The sequence below is a fragment of the Frankia sp. AgPm24 genome, from assembly GCF_023243055.1.
GTDB classification, from domain to species: domain Bacteria; phylum Actinomycetota; class Actinomycetes; order Frankiales; family Frankiaceae; genus Frankia; species Frankia umida.
In genome coordinates, this window is sequence record NZ_JALKFW010000004.1 from 244,947 (window position 1) to 261,896 (window position 16,950).

Below are 16,950 nucleotides of genomic sequence, written 5' to 3' on the forward strand. Positions count from 1 at the left end.
TGACCGGCGTCCCAGCGGCGACCGGGGAAAAGGTGGCGCAGATGGACCGGCCAGCGGTGGAGACCCGCGTGCTCGAGGAGATCGCCGAAGACGTCCGCGACGTCATCGGCGAGGAATACGCGTTCGACATGAAGATCACCATGGACACGTCGTTCAGCGAGGACCTCGAACTGGAAAGCATCGAGTTCGTCGCGCTCGCCGACCGGCTGCGTGAGCGGTACGGCGACGCCGTCGACTTCGTCGGTTTCCTGGCCACCCGGGACGTCGACCAGGTCATCAACATGCGGGTCGGTGAGGTGGTGGAGTTCGTCGTCGACAGCCAGCCCACCCCGGCGACGACCGGTTCGATCTGAGCCGACAGCCGTCCCGAGGGACAGGCATCCGGGTAACAGCCGCACTGGGGGACAGCGGTGCTGGGGGACTCAGCGACCGAGCAGGAGAGTGGTGCGAGTGAGTGAGATCGTCGCGAACGACGTCCGGCTGCACGTGCAGCGGATCGGCCCGCCGGGCGGTGCGGGCACCGACGTCCCGACCGTCGTGATGCTGCACGGCATGGTCATGGACAACATGTCCAGTTTCTACCTGTCGCTGGGCACCTATCTCGCCGATGCAGGCTGCGACGTCATCTGCTACGACCTGCGTGGTCACGGCCGCAGTGAACGCACCCCCGACGGCTACCGGCTCACCGACTCCCTGGCCGACCTGACGGGCCTGCTCGACGAGCTCGGCGTGGACCAGCCGGTGCACCTCGTCGGCAACAGCTACGGCGCGACGATGGCCCTCGCCTACGGGCTGGAACGCGGCGAACGGGTGGCGAGCCTGACCCTGATCGAACCGCCGTTCCTGCTCGAGGGGCTCGGCGAGGAGATGGCCCGGTCGCTGAGCCAGATCCTCGCGGCGATGTCCGACGACGAGGTCGAGCAGTGGTTGCAGCAGGCCGCCGGTCGGGTCGCGGGCCGGGCGACCCGCTCGGCCCGCCGGCTGCTGCAGGAGACGACGATCGCCGGCGACATGCTGGCGACCCAGCCGTTCTCCACCGAGGCGCTCGGTCGACTGGCGATGCCCGTCCTCGTCGTCTACGGGGAGAACTCGGACATCGTCAACCAGGCCGAGACCCTCACCTCGGTCATCCCGAACACGACCCTGGTGGTCCTCGCCCACCACACCCACATGGTGCTGCGGGAGGCCACCGGCTACCTGCGTGAGCTGATGCGCTGGTGGCTGTTCGAGGATCGCGGCACCGAACCGCCCGTCTACGTCCCGCGGACCGAACGGCGTTTCGAGACCCCGCGGTGGGTGACCGACATGGTGCCGCCGCCCGATCTCAACACCCCCCGGCCCGCGGCCGCGGCGGAGGGCGGCCGCGGATGAGCCGGGTGCTGTTCGTGGTTCCGCCGCTGACCGGGCATGTCAACCCGGCGATCGGGGTCGCCGGTGAACTCGCCGCCCGCGGCCATGAGGTCGCGATCGCCGGCCACCTGGACGTGATCGGCCATCTGATCCCCGCCGGGATGACCGTGTTCGGGTTGCCGGACCTGCCCGGCGACGCCGACCGGGAGGCCGTCGTCGCCCGTTCGCGTGGGCTGCGCGGCCCGGCGTCGCTGAAGTTCCTGTGGGAGGAGTTCCTGCTTCCGCTGAACACCGCGATGATCCCCGCGATCGAACAGATCGTCGCCCGGTTCCACCCGGACGCGATCGTCGCCGACCAGCAGGCGATCGGCGCGGCCCTGGTCGCCCGGCGCCACGGGCTGCACTGGGCGACCCTCGCCACCACCTCCGCCGAACTCGACGATCCCTACGGGGTGCTCGCCGGTCTCGGCCAGTGGGTCCGCGGGCTGCTCCGCGACTTCCAGCTCACCCACGGCCTGACCAGCGCGGACGCGGACGCCGTCGATCTGCGCTTCTCCGACGAACTGGTCATCGTCTTCTCCGTCGCAGACCTGCTGCGCCGCCCGGACACCCCGCAGCCGTCGGTCGCACCCCGCAACACGGTCTTCGTGGGCAGCGCCACCGGTGGACTGCGGGTCGCCAGCACCCCGTTTCCCTGGGAGTGGCTGGACCCGCGGCGCGCCGCGGTGCTCGTCTCGCTGGGCACCGTCACCCGGGAGGCCGGTGGCCGGTTCCTGCGGGCCGCGGCGGAAGGGCTGCTGACCCTCACCGACCGGGTGCAGGCGATCGTGGTGGCCCCACCAGGACTCGTCGACGACCTCAACGCCCCCGACGACCTGCTGGTCACCGAGTCGGTGCCGCAGATCGAGCTGATGAGCAGGCTGTCGGCGGTGGTCTGCCACGCCGGTAACAACACCGTGTGCGAGGCGCTCACCCACGGCCTGCCCCTGGTCGTCGCCCCCGTCCGTGATGATCAGCCGATCATCGCCGAACAGGTGGTGCGCACCGGCGCCGGGGTGCGGATCAAGTTCGGCCGCGCCGGCGCGTCCAACGTGCGGGCCGCGGTGAGCGCCGTTCTGGACGACCCGATCCACCGACTCGCGGCCGAGCGGCTGCGTGACGCCTTCCGGCTCGCCGGCGGGGTCGCCGCCGCGGCCGACCACGTCGAGAAGTTGGTCGCATGAGGTGAGCGGGCTGCTCGCGTGGTTGGCGCCCGCGGTGTGCGTCGGATTGATCATCAATGCGGTGCGGCTGCGTGGCCGGCTGCGCCGGTTGGAGACCGTTCCCGCCTCCGGTCGGCCGGTCGACCCGCGGCACGAGTTCCTCATCGCCGCCGGCGTCGAGATGACCGGCGGTGCCCGTCGAGCCGCCAGCTACCACGCCAGCCGGGACCACCTCGACGTCCTCGACCTGGTGCCGACCGACCTGACCGTCGAACGTGCCCTCGACGTCGCCCGGATGGTCGACACCCGGACCTACCGCACCGACCGCTGCGTGCCGGGCCGGGGGGCCTTCCAGGCGCTGCTGGTGCGTTCGGAGATCCTCGACCGCGCCGGGATCAGCCCCCGGGAGGACTTCGACCCGGTCGAACTCGTCGACATCACCGAGCGGGTGAAGCTGTTCGCCTCGGACTCGACCGACCTGGCCGTCCTGCCCGGTCTGCGGGCCGCCCGCGACGACGCCGCGATGCGGGCCCGGGTGCAGCAGCGGGTCTACCGGTTCACCCGGCGTTACCAGCTCTTCCCGTTCGTCCCCCAGGTCGCCACCGGTATCGGTCTGCACTACAACCAGGCGTGGGGCATCACCGCGCTGGCCCTGTTCTGGTTCCAGCCGTTCGTCGTCTGCGCCGGCAGGGTGCCGCTGGCCCCCCGCGACCTGATCCGCTCACCGCTGGTGCGGATTCTCGGCGGTGTGCTGTTCGTCATCGACTCGGTGCGGGCCGGACGGACCCAGTCGGCGCGGGCCGCCGCGGCCAAGGCCGCCGGGCTGCCCGCCGACCCGGTCAAACACGCCGCCCGGGTGCGCCGCGCCGCCAGCCGTGACGCCTACCACCGCGAGGTGCAGGAAGGTCTCGACCGGTTCCTGCGCCGGGCCCGTGACGACTGCCCGTGGTGCGGGTCGACGGAACTCGCCATCCGGCTGGTCGCCCCCGACATGCTGCTGCGCAAACCCGGCGAGTTCACCCTCGACCGTTGCGAGCACTGCGGGCACATGTTCCTCAACCCGGCGCTGAACGCCGAGGGGCAGGAGTTCTACGAGCGCGACCGGTACGACGGGCTGCGCGCCGACCTCGGTGAACGGGTGCTCGCGGTGATCGCCCGGGACCGGCGCGACCAGGTCGCCGCCGTGCGGCCGTTCGGGTTGCCCCGCACCTGGCTGGACGTCGGCTCCCGCTTCGGGCATCTGCCCAACGCCGCCCGCGAACGCTGGCCGGCCACCGTGTTCGACGGAGCGGACAACTCCGCCTGCCTCGACGAGGGTCTGCGCCGCGGCTGGGTCGACCACGCCTACCACGGGCGGCTTTCCGACATCGCGGACTCCGTCGCCGGCCAGTACGACGTGATCAGCATGTTCGGCTATCTCGAAGGCAGCGAGGACCCGTCCGCCGAACTCGACGCCGTCACCAAGGCCCTGCCCGCCGGCGGCCTGCTGCTGTGCGAACTGGCGAACGCCGAATCGATGCAGGCGCGGCTGCTCGGCCGGTTCTGGTCCGGCTGGGCCATCCCGGAACGCGCCCACTTCATCCCGGTGGACAACCTGCTCGCCGCCCTGACCGACCGGGGCCTGCGGCCCGTGCTGGTGCGCTTCGCCGCCCCCTGCGGCCCCGGCGATCTCACGCTGGCACTGCGGTTCGCCGTCAACGCCATCGCCCCCCAGCCGATGCCCTGGTTGCGCCGGGCCGCCGGCCCGGTCGCGACGGTCGCCTGGGCGCTGATGATGGCCATCGTGAGCCCGCTGCTGACCCTGGCCCGGGTGGCCGACCGCCTCTGCCGGCGTTTCGTCCACGCCCCCCGCTACTCCAGCACCTGCCTGATCATCGCCCGTCGCGAGCTCTGAGTCGACCGTCCCGTACCAGCCGTGTCGGTACGGGACGGTCGGGCGGCGGTGCGGTCAGACCGGCCAGGTCTCACCGCGCCAGGCGGCGTCCCAGAACATCCACTCGTAGCGCGCGGTGACGACGAAGTGGTCGGTGGCGCGTTCCCGCTCGGTCGGCGACGCCTGCGCGCCGACCCGATCGGTGAGCGCGATGACCCGGTCGGCCACCGTCTGGAAGGCCGGATCGCCGTAGGCGGCGATCCAACGGGCGTAGAGCGGATCCGGGGAGGACGCGGCGAGCAGTTCCGCGCCCACCCGGGCGTAGATCCAGTAGCAGGGCAGCACCGCGGCGAGACCTTCGAGGAACGACCCGCCGTACCCGGTGGCCAGCAGATAGCTGGTGTACGCCCGCGTCGTCGGCCCGACGACATCCCGCACCCCGGCCGCACCACCCCCGTTCCCGGGCCCGCCCCACGTCCCGTCGCCGGCCAGGGCCTGACGCAGGTCGGCGTGCATCGCCTGTTCGGCGGCGATGGCATCGGCGGCGTCGGTGGCCAGGGCGCGCACATCCGCTTCGGTCGGCGCCTTGGCCGCGCACACCGCCAACGCCCGTGCGTAGTCGCGCAGGTAGTGGGTGTCCTGCACGATGAAGCGGCCGAACGCCGACCGGGGCAGGCTGCCGTCGGTGAGCCCGGTGAGGAACGGATGGCGCAGGATCGCCTGGTAGATCTCCCGCGTCGACGTCCACAGCTGCGCGGTGAACGACCCGGGCGTGGCGACGCCGGGCACGGCGGCGAAGCCACCGAGGTCGGACGGCTGGCCCGTCGCGGGAGCCGGTAGGTGAACCGGCTCGCTCACCGGGCGGGCAGATACTGGTTGGTGACGACGTCCGCGGCCGCGACCGTGGACGTGATCAGCTTCTCCGTGCGCATCCAGGTGATGAACGACGTCCAGTCGGCGACGTCCATCCGGCCGAAGCCATCCGGGTTGCGCAGCAGCGGCGCCGTTTCCTTGATCATGGTGGGCAGGAGCTTGGGGTCGTAGCCGTCGGCGGCGTCGCGCAGCGTCTCGCTCGCCTGCTCCGGATCGGCGAGCGCCTTCTCGTTGCCGGCGGCGGTCGCCCGCAGGAAGTCGCGCACGAGGGTGGCGTAGGCCGGGTCGCTGGCGAGTCGACTCCGCTTGGCGACGATCACGAGCTCGTCGTACTGCGGCACGCCGGCGTCGGTCACCGGGATGACCTTCGGTGCCAGGTTGCGGGCGGTGAGCGTGACACCCTCGACGTTGCGGTAGGCGCCGAGTGTCGCGTCGACCTTCTTCGAGATCATCGCCGGAAGCAGGTCGGCGCCGACGTCCACCCGGTGCAGTGACGCCGGATCGATCCTGTTCGCGCGGGCGATGGCATCCAGGAACGCCTCGTCGGTGCTGAGCCCCGCGGTGCCGATCGTCTTGCCGGCGAGATCCGCGGCGCTGGTGATACCGGCCGACCCGATCGCCATGATCGAGTTGAGGGCGGTCGGGACGAGCGCGCCCACCGCCACCACGTCGAGCTTCTGCGCCGCCCCGATGATCACCTCGGGTTCGTAGGAGATGCCCAGGTCAACGGTGCCGGTGCTGACCAGCTTCAACGGATCGGACGGGTCGGACGGCGAGCGCAGCGTGACGTTGAGCCCGGCATCCCGGTAGTCACCGCCGTCCAGCGCCGCGTAGAGGGCCAGATGGTCCGGGTTGGGTTCCCAGTCGAGCAGCACCGTGGCCGCTCGCTGTGCGCCGCCCGTGTCATCGTCGGAACCACACGCCGTCGTGGCGGTGAGGACGACGGCGAGCAGTGCGGCCGCTGGGAGGGTCAGCCGGCGCAGGCGCGGCGAGATCATCGAACGTTCCCTTCTCGGGCCGAACAGACAGTGGTGCGGACCCCGTCGACCGGGGCGGCGGGAGGATTCCCAGCGCCGTCGGGACGGGCGGTGGCACGATCGCCGCCAGCGCGGCGCATGACACGCGCGCGGCCCCCGCCCGCCCGGATTCCGTTCCCGCCCGGGCGGGTGCCGGCGGTGGCAGGCGTGCTGGCGGGACGATGCCAGGGGACGAGCAGCCGCTGGGCCGCGCACACCAGGGCGAACAGCGCCACCGACATGGCGGTGAGCAGGACGATCGCCGCGAACACCAGGTCGGACTGCAACTGCGGCACACCCTGGCGCATCACATGACCAAGTCCGTCGGCGGCACCGGAGTACTCGCCGAACACCGCCCCGGTGGCCGCGTAGGCGGCGGCGAGCCGAAGCCCCGTGAACACCGAGGGCAGCGCCGCCGGGAACTCCACCCGGACGAAGATCGCCAGCCGGCCGCCGTGCAGCGTGCGCATCATCGCCACCAGCCGCGGATCGACCGAGGCGAGGCCGTCGAGCGTACCGACGACCACCGGGAAGAAACAGATCAACGCGACCAGGATCAGCTTCGGGGTGATCCCGTAGCCGAACACGATCGCGAGGATCGGCGCGATCACCACGATCGGGATCGTCTGCGAGCCGATCAGCAGCGGGTACAGCGCGCGCCGTGCCACAGCGGAGAAGTGCAGGGCGCAGCCGATGCCGAGCCCCGCGGCGAGCGACAGGGCGAATCCGGCGACAAGTTCCTTCGCCGTCACCCAGGTGGCGCTTGCCAGGGTGTCGTTCCAGCGGCGCACCAGCGTCGAGGCGACCTGGTCCGGTGCGGGCAGGATGTACTCCTCGACCCGCAGCACCCGGGTGACGAACTCCCAGCAGCCCAGCACCACCAGGCCGACCACGACACCGGGCCACAGCGCCCGCGTCGAGCGGCCGCTGTCCGACCGGCCGCTCATCGCACGGATTCCGGTGTCGCCACGCCGCCCCGGAAGCGCGGTGCGTCCCGGTCCGGCGCCTGCGGCTCGCGGGCCCGCTCCAGGCTGGCAAGAACGGCATCCCGCAGGGCGATGAACCGGGGGTCGGCCAGGCGTGCCCGCCGCACCGAACCCGCGGTACGGCCGTTCTCGGCACCGACGGCTGGGCCGCCGACGGCTGGGCCGCCGGCGGTGGGGCCGCTGTCGAAGGGGGGCACGTCGAAGGTCGAGACGATCCGGCCGGGGCGGGCGGACATCACCGCGACCCGGTCGCACAGCAGCAGCGCCTCCTCGACGTCATGGGTGACGAGCAGGACCGTGCGCGGCTCGCCGACGAGCGTCGAACGCAGCCAGTCCTGCAGGTCGGCACGGGTGATCGCGTCGAGCGCGCCGAACGGTTCGTCGAGCAGCAGCACCGGTTTGCCGGCGGCGAGCGTCCGCAGGAACGACACCCGCTGGCGCATCCCCCCGGACAGCGCGGCCGGTCGATGCCCGGCGAAGTCGGCGAGACCGAACCGCTCCAGCAGCGGCCAGACCTCCCGCGACGCCTCCTCGCGGCCACGGCCCTGGTTCTCCAACGGGATGCGGGCGTTGGCCAGGACGCTGCGCCACGGCAGCAGCAGATCCTGCTGCGGCATCCACGCGCAGTGGGCGAGGCGGGCCGGCGCCGCGGTGGCACCGAGCACACTGATCCGCCCGGCGTCCGGCTCGTCCAACCCGCAGACGATCGACAGCAACGTCGACTTGCCGCACCCGCTTGGCCCGACGATCCCGAGGCGGCTGCCGGGCTCGACGCGCAGATCGACGTCGGCGACGGCGAGGGTGTCACCGAAACCGCGGCGGATGCCGGCCAGCTCGATACCCGGATCGGACGGCGGTACCAGATCGGACGGCGATACCGGGTCGGGCGGTGCGCTGCTCGGGCGTGCTTCGGCTGTGCGGCGGCGGCGCCCGACCACGATGACTCCCTACGCCGGCATTACCCGGACAGGTTCAGGCGGTCGGCGGCGCCGGGCTGATGCCCAGCCGCCCTCTCAGCCTCCTCGGGTGGAAGCTCCCGCATTGTTCGCCCAAAAGTACGGCACGTTCAGTCCTTCGCCAACCCCACGGCCCCGATCGCCCACCGTGACCTGCATCGCCGTCGCCCATCGGGTCCTGGCGTCGGTGTCGCGAGCCGGAACCCGATGGGCGGGCGGGCACGGGTGAGGCGGCTACCAGGCCGGAGCCCGGCGCGGGCGGCTCACGAGGCCAGCGCGGCGGCCTGGGCGGGGACAGCCGACACCCATCCCCGCCTGCGCAAAGCCCCGGTGACGAACGTGACGGCCTGTTCCGGTGTCTCCCGCAGCATCCGCGTGGGCAGGCGGACGACGAGGTGACCCGCACTGTCATCGACGGTGCAGGGCGGACCGAGGATGGGCACGACCTCGGCCTGGACCGGCCACGGGTCGAAGCAGACGCGCAGCTGCGAGGTCGGCTCGTCGGGCGGGCCGTCGGTCAGGTAGCGGGCGACCGGCAGCCGGTGGTGCTGTTCGAGGCGGCGGAACATCGCCTCGGCCAGCCGGGGCGCGTCGACCTCAAGCGCGTCGAGCGTCTCGGCGATCAGGGTCCGGCGCGTGATGGGGCCACGCCGGGCCAGCGCGTCCCGTAGCCCGCGCAGCGTCACCACCTCCTGGGACACCGCGGCGCCGAGGATCGACACCGCCGCGGCCTGGGAGGGAGCCCACTCGACCATGTCGATGACGGATCGGCTGGGCCCGGTGCGACGGGGCAGCCGCCAGCCGTCGAGATCGGCCTGCTCGAGGCGGGCGCTGTGCCGCACGACGATGCCCGGGGGTGCCGTGATGCGGCGGGCGGTGGGCACCAGGATGGTCACCGGTTCGTCGGCGTGGCCGGCCAGCCCGGCGAGCGAAGCCGCCGCGGCGCCGGCCAGCACGCCGTCGCGGCCGACGGCTTCCGTCGCCGCCCACAGGCGCTGCATGTCGCCCACCGCGGTCAGCTCGGTGATCAGCACACCGCGGTAGGGCTGTCGCCAGCGCCCGTCGGCGACGTGCTGGCGGATCTCGGTTCGGGGGACACCGGCGGCGACCGCATCGCGGACTGTGATCACGCCGGCCTGGATGGTGGCGATCTCCTGCCAGGAGAGTCGGCCAGGGTTATGGGCCATGAGTCGACAATGATGGTTGTTCTGGCGTTGATCCAGGGTCTTCTTTTGACTGTGGATAATTTGGCGGCCGGCAAGCCGGGTGCAGCGGCGCTCTGGGTGCAGCTCGCCCTGGGTTCAGGTCGAGCTGGGTTCAGGTCGGTGTGCGTGGTGGGTTGATCCGTCGCCGGCCACGGCGCGGTGGTCGCTCGCCGCTGTCATCGGCGGGCCGGGTGACCGGTGCCGCCGAGGGGCCCGGTGGTTCTGGTGGTATCCCGCCGGTCGCTGCCCGCCCGCCAGGAGGGCGCGGCTGGGAGATCAGCGGCGAGGTTTCCGGCACCCAGCCGGACGCACCCGAGGTCGCACCCGACGTCACGTCGATGTCGCGTCGTGGAGTGGCTGGCTGGACGGCGAAGTCCGTCGCTCGCGGTGTGAGCAGCTCGGGAGGTACCGGTACGGAGCCGGCCGAGGACCATCCACCCGCTGTCGGCCAGGCCGTGGGCGCGACCGCTCGGGCAGGCTCCGCCGGTCGCGCTGCCGGCGCGCCCGGACGTTCGACGGCTGGCGGCCCGGCCGGAGCTGGTGCGGCGGCGAACGCGACGGCGCCACCCTGGGCGACCGTGACGGGCACCGCGGGGCCCGTCGCCGGGTCGGGAGAGACCCCGGGCAGCAACACCATGCCGGGGTTGCAGTCGCCCATGGCGACCCGTCCTGGTCCGTCCACCGCACTGACCAGCAGGAAGGCCGTGGTGGGCAGGGTCTGCACGGTGGTCGGTTCGACCAGGAACTCGTAGACCCGTGCGGAGGTCTCACCGTCGGTCGTCGAGTCGCTGACCGACGTGTTCACGGTGCGCTGCCAGGTGCGTGAACGCGAGGTCGTCACCGATTCCTGCCAGCCGGTGTTCGTCGAGGAGTTCTGCAACCAGGGCAGCAGCCGGGTGCGGTCGTAGGTTCTGGCGGAACCACCGCTGGTCCCGGTGGTGTCGGAGGTGCCGTCCTGGGTGCCGACGCTGTCGCTGTCGCCGGCGGTGAAGCTTCGGCCGACCTGCGCGGTCACCTGCGACAGGACGAACCGGTGGCCGCGGCCGATGAACTCCGCCGCGGTGGTCGCGTCCTTGCCGTTGCCGAGCCGCATGATGATCGTGGAGGCGCCCTGGCTGCCAAGCAGGCGCTCGGTGTCGTCAGCGAGCCGTTCGAACAACAGCACCAGACGCGTGCCGGCTGTCTCGGCCTGCCGGGCAAGCGCCGTCAGTACCGGGCGCCCGAGACCGTCCGCACCGGCGACCACCACGAGGTCGCGCCCCGCCACAGGAAGCTGGATCCGCCGCCGAAGCTGCCGGAGCAGGGCCTGCACGACGAGACGGTCGGCCAGCTCCTTGTGGGCGATCGCCGTGGTCCGGCTCGAGGTCGCGATCACCCGTAACCCACGCACCGGCCACCACGTCGACAGCGCACGTCCCCCGGCCAGGTGTGCTGGCCACGCACCGAGGGCGCCGGTTCCCGCCACGTCCCAGGCCCTGGGGTCCGTGGCGCCGGCTGGCGCGGGCGGGCACAGCGCCCGCAGCGAGGAACGCAGGTAGCGCAGCTCGTCGGGGATGCGCTCGCCGCGTCCGAAGGCGTTCATGCGCCCGACCAGCTCCATGGCCTGCGCGGGGGAGATCGCCGTCGTGCGCGTGCCGTCCTCGAGCCCCTCGAGCACCCGCAGGCCCTCGGCGAGACGGCTGAACGTCAGGTCCTGCCCGAGCACCTCGGTGACCGCGCTGATCAGATCGGCGTGCAGCGCCCGACGGTGCGGATCCGGTTCACGTGTTCCCGTCGGTTCGAAGGCGTCCGCCACGAGCTCGCCCGCCTCACGCGGCCCCAGACCGGCGAGCAGCCGCACCTCGTCGAGCTGGCCGGGAAGGTCCCACGACTCGACGGGACACCGGACCTCACCGGCGAGTCGGGCCAGACCACCGCCCACCGTCCGTTCGCTGAGGTCGACCAGCAGCACACCGGTCCCGCTGGCCAGCAGGGACGCGCCAGCCGTGGCCAACAGGCTGGCCCAGCCGTCGCCGTCGCCACCGAACACGTCCACACGCGGAGTCGAAGCCGGCGCGGTGATCGGATGGAAGGCGCTGCTGTCCGCCCGCCGCCGCCGCTCGGTCCGATCATGGGCCGAGACCTCGGCCTGCCATGCCGCGGTCGCCCTGTCGTGCGCGGCCCGCGCCCTGGTCGTGATCGTCGCGGTGCGCCTGCGTGCCCGGACGAGCCGTAGCTGATGCACCAGGACCGGTAGTCCGGTCAGGACGGCGAGGCCGAATCCGGCCGGTACGAAGAGGATCCCGCCGTCGTGGGCGAGCAGGACGCCGAACGCGACGAAGGCGACGGGCAGGAGCATCCTGACCCAGAGCAGCCGCAGCGCCCGGTCGCGCCGGACGGAGATCGCCCGCAGATCGGGCAGCCTCGGCGGTGTGAACACCGGTCGCTGTTCGGCGACCGGGCTCGGTGTGGGCGGGCCGCCATCGACGAACTCCCAGCCCCAGCGTTCAGCCGGCACGAACAGGCCCCGTGCCAGCGTCGCCTGCGCCGCCAGTGTCGCCCTCTCCATCCTCGTCCCCCGACCTGACTGACCGACCGGCTCTCTGTCACCCGGCTGTCACCCGGCTGTCGCCCGGCACTCGGGTTCCTGCCCCGCGCCGCCACGTCGAGCGAGCATCGCCCGGTGGTGTCCGCCGTGCGAGGGCGGCCGAGATCGGGTACCTGGCGTCGTGTGCTGGTCTCTCCCCGTCGACAGTATGGCGCATAGTGTCCGTTCTGTCGCGTTACGCCGACCGCGTGCGGGGTGGTGGTCGGCGCGCGTGGCGACGGCGTCGTCGGGTGTGCGTCGGTGTGGTCGTCCTGGCCTGGCCGCCTGGACAGTCACGGGCTGTCGGCGTGGAGAAGGTTGGCGATCTGGTCGACGAGGTCCGCCAGACGGGGGCCGTCGCACGCTCGGCGCACAGCGCGGAGAACGGCGGGTTGGTCCGTCCCGCCACCGATCTTCCGGACCGCCTCGAGCAGGCCGCTGCCGGTGGTGTCGCCGAGGCAGACCTGGTCCGCTCCGTGGGTGTAGACAGTGCTCGTCCGAAGCCAGGAGAGCTGCTCGCCGAGGGTGTCGCCGGTGATGTCCAGGCCGCGGTCGTACCAGGAGTCCGTGAGCGGGTGCGGGGGCGCGTTCTCGCCGTCTCGGCTCACCGCCTCACCGAGCGCCACGCGGATGTCCTGCCATCGGTACACCCCGGCGGTGAGCCGCCGCGAGTCGGTCCCGTCCCGGTCGCCGGTATCGGCCGGGCCGGCCAGCCGCCGGCGGAGGGTGGCGTGCAGCACGTCGGCGAACTCGTCGGGGTCGACGAAGGGCGCCAGCAGCGTGGCACGAGCCGCGACCGCCCGGTCGACGGCGTGCGCGAGCAGGCAGTCGAGGTGGCGTGGTGGCGCCGCCTCGAGCTGAGCCCGCAGCGCCGCGGACGGGCCGAACGGGTCCTCCCGAAGCAGATGGGCGAATCCCATCACCTGGTGCGCGGCGAGCGCCTCCACCCACAGCACGACGAGGGGGTCGTTCGCGGCGAGGGCCGCGGTCTCGGTCTCCCCGAGATCGCAGGGGCGCTCGGTGCGGCACACCGGTCCGCAGCGGGGGCTGCGTCGTGCCGCCAGCGGGACGCTGACATGGCGGGCCTGCCGGGTCGACTCCTGCGCGTCGCCCGCGGTCATCCGGGCGAGCACGGGGCGGTCCATACCGTCCACGCTGACGGCCGCGACGCCGGCTGGCAGCGCCACCACGACTTCGGACTGTTCCGGGCGCAGGTTCATCGTCGCCCCGACAGCCTCGCGGTCGTCGGCGGCCGGCAGGCGGTGCATCACCTTCAGCGCGGTGTTCTTGATGACATCCGGCAGGATCTTCGCCGGGATCTGCTCGACGACCACCAGACCTTCGCCGTAGGCGCGGATCTCCGCGAGCAGCGAGGCGAACAGTTCGACGGCGGCCGCCGCCGGACCGTCGGTGACGTTCTTCAGCAGCCGGTGCGCCTCCTCGACGACGAGGACGTGGCGCAGCCCGCCGGCACCGGTGGCCCCGTACCGCACCCGCAGGTGTTCGACAACGCGAATCAGCACGGCTCCGAGCAGAAAGGCCTTGTCCTGGTCGCTGGTGATGTCCTCGAGTTCGAAGACCACGTTGCGGGTGAGCAGGGCACCGATGTCGAGTGGATGGCCACCCTCGAAGAAACGGCCCGGGCTGCCCTGGCGCAGACTGCCGATGCGTACGTCGACGAAGCCGCGGACGTCCGCGGTGACCTCCGCGCCGTAGCCGATGTTCTCCACGGTCCGGGTGGCGGTTCGTTGCAGATCGCCGAGGGTGGGGTAACGCCGGCGCGCGTCGACGAGCGGGTCGGCACGCGGTCCGCGAACGTGCAGACGCGGGCGGTGCGCGGGTTCGGGCCGGTCCAGGACGAGATTCCAACCCAGATCGACGTAGCAGGCGGTCAACGCGCGGGCGAGGACCTGGGGAAACGGCTCGTGCGCCTCGAAAGCGGCCAGGAACAACGCTCGAACAAGGTCAAGGTGGCTCTGCAGCGGGAACCCGGCCTCGGGTTCCAGCGGATTGAGCGAGGCGGGTGGCGCGTCCAGCCGGCCCGGCCGGATGACCAGCACCTCGCCGCGTCCACCGCCGCCGGGATGCGCGGGGTCGGTCAGGTCGGCGAGGCGCCCGGCCATCCGCGCGTACTCCGCCTTCGCCGGTTCCAGCACCAGCCAGGGAATGGCGTCCGGCATGCGGGTCAGCGATTCGAGCAGGCCACGCACGGTCTGCGACTTCCCCGAGCCGGTGGCGCCGCAGACGAACGCATGCCGGTTCAGCGTCGCCCGGGTGACACTGAGCGTTCCCGCCGGCGACCAGCCGGCGTCCAGGACGTCCCCGAGACGCACCGCGCCCGGCGACCCGGCCGGATCGGCCGGACCGGTGCGGTTCGGGCCCTCCGGGGTGACGTCGAACGTGTGCGGGGTGACCAGGGTGATACCGGGTAGTTCGCGGGCGGGCGGGCGGGCGAGCGCGGCGAGCAGTTCGGCGCCGGCGCGGAAGGGGCTGCGCGCGGACGCCGGCGATCCGGGCGGGGTGCGCGCGGCCAGGGCACCCGCCAGTGAACTCACCGTGCCCAGCGGGCGCAACGTGTAGGGCAGATCGTCAAGGTCGCTGGCGCCGCACAGCAGGGCGGCCACCGAGAACGCGCTGGCCCGGCTGGCCGCGCCGACGAGGATCTCGACGTCCCACATGCCGCTGGCGGCCGCCCGGCCGAGTTCCCGATGCCGGTTCTCGGCCCGTTCGAGGTCGAGCCGCGCGCCCTGGTCGTGCTCACGCATGCGCAGCGCCGGGATGCTCCGGGCGAGGGCGTCCCGTTCGGCCTCGAGGTGTTCCGGCGGGACCGGCCAGGCGACCACCAGCCAGGCGAACGGCCCGGACAGGTGCGCGGCGTAGTCATCGAAAGAACCGCGGCGCGGCCCGCCACCGGCGGGTCGCCCGCCACCGCCACCGCCGCCGGCCGCGTTACCGCCAGCCGGTTGACCGCTGGAACCGTTCGCCCACAGCGCGTCGGGTGCGCCGGCGCACCGCAGCCAGTACGGAAGGCGCGCCAGGTTGGCTGCGACCGTCTCGGACGGGACCGGCCGCGCGGTGGCGCCCGGCGGATAGAGCATCGGGACGGGATCGCTGTGCTGGTCCGGGCGCGGGGACGCCGACCGCGGCGCCCCCGACCGATGTACACCGGGTGGGGGAGAACCGGGCGGCGGTGGGAGCGGCGGCAGTCGGTGACCGAGCCGCGCGCCCTCGAGGAGGCCGCGCGGCGGATCGTCCGGGTGCTGCTCGGGGCCCGTCGGAGCGGGGGGCGACGCGAGGACGGCGGCTGTGAGGGCGGCGGTGTCCGGCGGGAAGTACGGTCGGCCGCCGGCGAGGACCTGGATGTGGGTCTCGCCCGGACCGCGCAGCCACGCGAGGGCGAGGCCCGCCCCGGAGCGGCCCTCGCCCTCGAGCGCGATCAGCTCGGCATGGGCGCCGACCAGGGCCGCGAACAGGGCGGATGGGACGGGGTCGGGCCCGGCGCCCGGGTCCGGGCGGCGCGGGGCGCTGAGGATGCGATGGAACTGGAATCCGTCGAGCACGGTCGTCGAGCCTGCTTCGCTGAGAGCCCCAGGGCGGCAGCCGCCCGAGTACGGATGCGGTGCGTCGCCGTCATTGTTCCATTCGTCGCGTCTCGGCGTGGTTTGACGCTCTCCTCGCGTGAGGGAAATGTTTCCTTGCGTGATCGAAAGAGCACGGACAGGGATGTGCTCTGCAGTGTCGGTCGAGATGTCGCAGGAGGTCGCGTGACCCGCGAATGTGGGCCGTCTGGACGGGGGCGGAGCCCGGGACCACCCCGAGGCCGCGAAAGCGCTGAACGTATCGTCGGAAGTGGTGCGGGTGAGTCGCACCTGCGCGGCGGGGGGAAGGTCGCCGTGGGCGACCGGGCATGGTCCTCTCGCTGGGCCTGCCGCCGCGTAACGCCGCCCAGAGCAGGATGGCGCCCGCCCAGGGCGTGGCCCGGGAACCGGAGACATGGCTGATCACCGAAGGGCAGGGCGTGCCGCGCGATCGAGCGCGCGGGCCGTCCGCGGCCGACCGTCCGTCGTCATCCTGGCGGCCATCGGCACGGCCCTCGTCGTCGGTGCCGCGGGTGTCCTGAACCTTGACGACTCCGCGGACGGCTCCACCCGGCCCACGTCGGCGTCGGCGCGGCCGATGGGTCCGAACGGGGCGGTGGCACCCGGCCCCGGGACCGTCGTCGGCCACGACGGGGCGATTCCGGGCATCGGCTCGGTGATGATGGCCAAGGTGCCTCGAGCGGCACGTCAGGCCATCGTGGTCACCGGGATCGATCGTGACGCGAACATCAACAGCGTCATGCTGTGGCAGCGAGCCAGCGCGCGGTCTCCCTGGATCTCCTTCGGTGCGCCGATGACCGGGCGCAACGGGGCCAACGGGTGGACCGGCGCCCATCACGAGGGCGACCTGCGCAGCCCGATCGGCGTGTTCAGCCTGACGGCGGCCGGTGGTCGGCTCCCGGACCCCGGTTCGGCGCTGCCCTACGAGTACCAGCCGTCCTTCTACCAGACCGCGGCACCGCAGGGCGAGCCACTCGCGGACGCGTTCAACTACGTCGTCGCGATCGACTACAACCGGGTCCCCGGACGCCCGCCCTCGGACCCGAGTCGTCCACTCGGCGACCAGGTGGGCGGGGACATCTGGCTGCACGTCGACCATCAGGCGCCGACCCGCGGCTGCGTCGCGCTCACCCAGGACACGCTGGTCTCGGTCATGCGCTGGCTGTCACCCCAGGCCCATCCCATGATCATTATGGGTGATGTGGCCGATCTCAGCGCCGACGTGTAGCCGCGCTGGTCCGCGGCGGGAGCGTCGGAAACTGTCGGACCCCCGTGGCACGATGACCGCCATGAGACGACAGCCGGAGTCGAGGTGACCGCCGGA

The 16,950-nt window shown here is 72.6% G+C and carries 12 protein-coding genes and 1 riboswitch; of the genes, 5 read left to right on the plus strand and 7 right to left on the minus strand.

Features of this window, described 5'->3' with window-relative positions:
- Positions 1-41: 41 nt before the first annotated feature.
- From MXD61_RS03170 to MXD61_RS03185, 4 genes are all read left to right on the plus strand, one after another.
- Complete coding sequence (locus MXD61_RS03170; RefSeq protein WP_163547691.1) at positions 42-353, plus strand: acyl carrier protein; 312 nt, start codon at positions 42-44, stop codon at positions 351-353.
- A gap of 97 nt (positions 354-450) precedes the next feature.
- Positions 451-1,371: an alpha/beta fold hydrolase gene (locus tag MXD61_RS03175; RefSeq protein WP_248811348.1), complete on the plus strand. Its 921-nt coding sequence runs from the start codon at positions 451-453 to the stop codon at positions 1,369-1,371.
- Positions 1,368-2,573, plus strand: coding sequence for a glycosyltransferase (locus tag MXD61_RS03180; RefSeq protein ID WP_248811349.1), 1,206 nt, complete (start codon positions 1,368-1,370; stop codon positions 2,571-2,573). Before MXD61_RS03175 ends, MXD61_RS03180 begins: the two co-directional genes overlap by 4 nt.
- Positions 2,574-2,583: 10 nt before the next feature.
- Positions 2,584-4,446 carry a class I SAM-dependent methyltransferase gene (locus MXD61_RS03185; RefSeq protein WP_251079363.1) on the plus strand — a complete coding sequence of 621 codons (1,863 nt, stop codon included), beginning with the start codon at positions 2,584-2,586 and terminating at the stop codon, positions 4,444-4,446.
- A 54-nt stretch (positions 4,447-4,500) separates the two neighbouring features.
- Here MXD61_RS03185 and tenA read toward each other — a convergent pair whose 3' ends face one another.
- The 7 genes from tenA to MXD61_RS03220 all read right to left on the minus strand — a co-directional run bounded on the left by tenA (position 4,501) and on the right by MXD61_RS03220 (position 15,587).
- Positions 4,501-5,175, minus strand: coding sequence for a thiaminase II (tenA, locus tag MXD61_RS03190; protein WP_251079364.1), 675 nt, complete (start codon positions 5,173-5,175; stop codon positions 4,501-4,503).
- A gap of 104 nt (positions 5,176-5,279) precedes the next feature.
- Positions 5,280-6,296, minus strand: a complete 1,017-nt coding sequence (locus tag MXD61_RS03195; RefSeq protein ID WP_248811352.1) for an ABC transporter substrate-binding protein — start codon at positions 6,294-6,296, stop codon at positions 5,280-5,282.
- Positions 6,293-7,261, minus strand: a complete 969-nt coding sequence (locus MXD61_RS03200; RefSeq protein WP_248811353.1) for an ABC transporter permease — start codon at positions 7,259-7,261, stop codon at positions 6,293-6,295. The genes MXD61_RS03195 and MXD61_RS03200 overlap by 4 nt, the downstream gene beginning before the upstream one ends.
- Positions 7,258-8,238 (minus strand): ABC transporter ATP-binding protein, encoded by a 981-nt coding sequence (locus MXD61_RS03205; protein WP_248811354.1) that lies wholly within the window; start codon positions 8,236-8,238, stop codon positions 7,258-7,260. The genes MXD61_RS03200 and MXD61_RS03205 overlap by 4 nt, the downstream gene beginning before the upstream one ends.
- A riboswitch (TPP riboswitch) is annotated at positions 8,228-8,350 on the minus strand. It overlaps the preceding gene by 11 nt.
- Before the next feature lie 169 nt (positions 8,351-8,519).
- A complete protein-coding gene (locus tag MXD61_RS03210; protein ID WP_248811355.1) occupies positions 8,520-9,443 on the minus strand; it encodes a type IV toxin-antitoxin system AbiEi family antitoxin domain-containing protein in 924 nt (307 codons plus the stop codon).
- Between the two features lie 130 nt (positions 9,444-9,573).
- Positions 9,574-12,009: a hypothetical protein gene (locus tag MXD61_RS03215; protein ID WP_248811356.1), complete on the minus strand. Its 2,436-nt coding sequence runs from the start codon at positions 12,007-12,009 to the stop codon at positions 9,574-9,576.
- Between the two features lie 311 nt (positions 12,010-12,320).
- Positions 12,321-15,587: an ATP-binding protein gene (locus MXD61_RS03220; protein ID WP_248811357.1), complete on the minus strand. Its 3,267-nt coding sequence runs from the start codon at positions 15,585-15,587 to the stop codon at positions 12,321-12,323.
- A 433-nt stretch (positions 15,588-16,020) separates the two neighbouring features.
- Between MXD61_RS03220 and MXD61_RS03225 the strand changes: the two genes are divergently transcribed.
- Entirely contained in the window at positions 16,021-16,854 is an 834-nt protein-coding gene (locus MXD61_RS03225) for a hypothetical protein (RefSeq protein WP_248811358.1), read from the plus strand.
- The last annotated feature ends 96 nt before the right edge of the window (positions 16,855-16,950 follow it).

Coding starts and splice junctions, on each gene's coding strand:
- MXD61_RS03170 (WP_163547691.1), top strand. CDS start 42: ATGGACCGGCCAGCGGTGGAGACCCGCGTGCTCGAGGAGATCGCCGAA.
- MXD61_RS03180 (WP_248811349.1), top strand. CDS start 1,368: ATGAGCCGGGTGCTGTTCGTGGTTCCGCCGCTGACCGGGCATGTCAAC.
- MXD61_RS03195 (WP_248811352.1), bottom strand. CDS start 6,296: ATGATCTCGCCGCGCCTGCGCCGGCTGACCCTCCCAGCGGCCGCACTG.
- MXD61_RS03200 (WP_248811353.1), bottom strand. CDS start 7,261: ATGAGCGGCCGGTCGGACAGCGGCCGCTCGACGCGGGCGCTGTGGCCC.
- MXD61_RS03210 (WP_248811355.1), bottom strand. CDS start 9,443: ATGGCCCATAACCCTGGCCGACTCTCCTGGCAGGAGATCGCCACCATC.
- MXD61_RS03215 (WP_248811356.1), bottom strand. CDS start 12,009: ATGGAGAGGGCGACACTGGCGGCGCAGGCGACGCTGGCACGGGGCCTG.
- MXD61_RS03225 (WP_248811358.1), top strand. CDS start 16,021: ATGGCTGATCACCGAAGGGCAGGGCGTGCCGCGCGATCGAGCGCGCGG.